This is a genomic window from Methyloceanibacter sp., from assembly GCF_050728395.1.
GTDB lineage: Bacteria > Pseudomonadota > Alphaproteobacteria > Rhizobiales > Methyloligellaceae > Methyloceanibacter.
Genome location: NZ_JBOHJB010000172.1, coordinates 1 through 2,924, shown reverse-complemented (window position 1 = coordinate 2,924; position 2,924 = coordinate 1). Strand labels below are relative to the sequence as shown.

Sequence of the window (2,924 nt, the reverse complement as noted above, 5' to 3'; positions counted from 1 at the left end):
CGGTCCAGGCGATGCGCTCGGGGCGCGGCAGGTCGAGCGCCTCGCCGACCTCGGCGACGAGGGGAGCCAGTGGAAATTGCTTCCGCTGCGGCGGCACCTCATGCGCCTGTCCGAAATCGAGGGTGCGGGCGCACAGCCTGATGGCGCGATCGAGCGACGCGAGCAGCTTCGGCACGAGCTGCTGCACGCGCTCGTCCTTGACCGTGCCCAAGCGGTCGGACAGGAGCTGGGCGCTCGACAGCATGTTGCGCAAATCGTGGCTGATCTTGCTCACCGCCAAGCCGAGCGCGGCGAGCCTGCTCTTCTGTGACAGCGTCTCGGCGAGCTCCTTCTGCATGGCGGAAAGCTCGCGCTCGGCCGTGCCGATCTCGTCGCGCCGGGAAGACGGGGCGATGACCCTGGTCGGGTCCTCGGGCCGCTCCGAGAAGCGCACGATGTTCCAGGTGAGCTTGGTCATGGGCTTCACCAGAAGGGCATCGAGCGAGAGATAGACGAGCGCCGCGGTGATGATGGAGATCAGGATGGAAAGGCCCAAAATGTCGAGGCCGTAGCGGATCATGGCCGCCTTGAGCGGCCCCTCGCCCATCACCACCTCGATCGATTCGCCGGAATCGAAGCCGGAGGCGCCGATCACGCGAATGACGCGATCGTCGGGCGCCAAATAGACCATGAGCGCATCGGTGATGAGCGTCATCCACGAGGCGGTGCGCAGATCGTAAGAGGCGTCGATATCGGCGGGCATGTCCATTTCGATGATGAGCACGCGGCTATCGGCCCGCTTCACGGCGATGGCTTTGACCTGCGCTCGCTCCAGCAGCTCATCGCGCAGCATCGAGGGCAGCTGGCCGCCAGGGGCGGCCTCGGCGGCGAGCGAGGCGATATGCGCGGCCGCCAGCCGCTCCGTCAGCCATTGCCGACGGAAATTGGAGACCGAGGGCACGAACACGAGCACCTCGGCGAGCATGATGAACAGAATGGTTAGCAGGAGCAGTTTGGCGGAGAGTCCCGGCACATAGCGGGACGCCGGTTTTTTCTCCGTAGCTGCGTCCGAAGCCTCGTTGTTCACAAGCAACACTCGAAACTCAAGAAATCGCGGCGCACCGCACTTGCCGCTATCCTAAGCGGCGCAAGAAACTAATGATGCTACGGAGCCAGCCTTTCGTCAAAGTCGGCAAATAATAAGTGTAGGCCACCCGCTTGGAGAGCTCGGAAAGGGTCGGATAGGGCAGCACCAAGGAGGTGAGGTCGCCGATCTTGATGTCCCGCGCCATGGCCACCACCCAGAGCTGAAGCAATTCGCCGGCCTCGGCGCCAACAATGGTGCAGCCGACAATGGTGCCATCGGGCCTGGTGATAACCTTGATGAATCCTTCCGTCTCGCGCTCGCATTGGGCTCGGTCGTTGTCGGCATAGGGCCAGCGATAGATGCGGATCGAGCGGCGGCGGTAACGCTTATGGGCCTCGTCCTCGGTCAGTCCGATCTGGGCAAGCTCCGGCTCGGTATAGGTGACGCGGGGGATCGCCGCAGCGCTGACATCGGGCTTGAGCCGGAACAGCGCATTCCTGATGACGATGCCGGCGTGATAATTGGCGAGGTGGGTGAATTTGGGTCCGCCAATCACATCGCCGATCGCATAGATGCGGCGGTTCGAGGTCTTGAGCTGCTCGTTCACCTTGATGCCCTCGTCGGTAAAATCGACGCCGGCGCGATCGAGGCTCAACGATTTGAAGTTCGGCTTGCGGCCCGTAGCGACGAGGAGATGCGTGCCCTTGATGATGGTGGTCTCACCGTCTTTGTGGAAATGCACCCCGACGCCTTGCACCGAGCGCTCGACGCGCTCGACGCGGGTGTTGGGATAGAGAACCACTTGCGTGTCTTCGAGCCGCTTCATCAAGACGCGCGCTGCTTCCGGATCCTCGTTGGCGAGGAGGCTCGCAGTATCGAAGATGGTGACGTGGGAGCCGAGCATGCGATGCGCCTGACCGAGCTCTAGCCCGATCGGGCCGCCGCCAAGCACGATGAGATGCTGGATGCGCTCGCTGACGTCGAAAATAGTCTCGTTGGTGAAATAGGGTACCTCGTCGAGACCGGGGATCGGCGGGATCGAGGGCATGGAGCCCGTGGCGATGACGAATCTCCGTGCGCGCACCAGGACGCGCCCCGCCTCCACCGTGAACTTGTCGAGGAAGCTGGCGCTGGCCTGGATGACGCGCACGCCGAGCCCCGTCATGCGCTCGATCGAATCGTTCGGCGCGATGGCGGCGATGACGCCATGAACGTGGTCGTGGACGCCGCGGTGGTCGATCTGCGCCTCGATCACGTCGATGCCGAAATTGGAAGCGGTGCGCACGGCCTCGGCACGCTTGCCGGCGGCGAGCAGGGCCTTGGACGGGACGCAGCCATAGTTCAAGCAGTCGCCGCCCATGCGGCCCTTCTCGATGAGCACGACAGGCACACCGAACTGGGCGGCCGCGGCCGCGACTGAAAGGCCTCCTGAGCCCGCACCGATAACGCAGAGGTCGGGCTTCAGCACCTCTTCCATGGCCGACTCGTCCCCCTTAGCCTCAACCCATCAGGCCGCCCGGCGCCTGAACCATTTGACCAGAACCGGAACCAGCGCAACCAGCCCAAGCGCAACCAGCCCCGCAATCAGCTCCGGCGTGAGAAGTGCTCCCGGATCGAGCGCATATGGGCAAGACTCTTGGCCTCCCGGTCCCATCTTGGCAAGGCAGGATTGGTGAGCAGCTTGCTGCGCCTCGATCACGCTGTCGAGGCCATTGCCGGCGAGAGAATAAGCAAATGTTCCCGGGATGATTCCGAGTATCGTGGTGATGACATAGGTGCCGAAACTCACGCCAAGCAGTCCAGGAGCGAGATTGACCAGCCAAAAGGGAAAGACCGGCACAAGGCGCAAGAAGAGAAG

At 63.4% G+C, this 2,924-nt stretch carries 3 protein-coding genes; all 3 read right to left on the bottom strand.

What is annotated here, in order from left to right; genetic code table 11:
* A partial coding sequence (locus ACREC7_RS16215; protein ID WP_431556724.1) for a sensor histidine kinase occupies positions 1-1,075 on the bottom strand: 1,075 nt, incomplete at its 3' end.
* A gap of 37 nt (positions 1,076-1,112) precedes the next feature.
* Positions 1,113-2,543, bottom strand: coding sequence for a dihydrolipoyl dehydrogenase family protein (locus tag ACREC7_RS16210; RefSeq protein ID WP_431556723.1), 1,431 nt, complete (start codon positions 2,541-2,543; stop codon positions 1,113-1,115).
* Positions 2,544-2,573: 30 nt separating this feature from the next.
* Positions 2,574-2,924: TVP38/TMEM64 family protein (locus ACREC7_RS16205; protein WP_431556722.1), on the bottom strand; the 351-nt coding region annotated here is incomplete at its 5' end.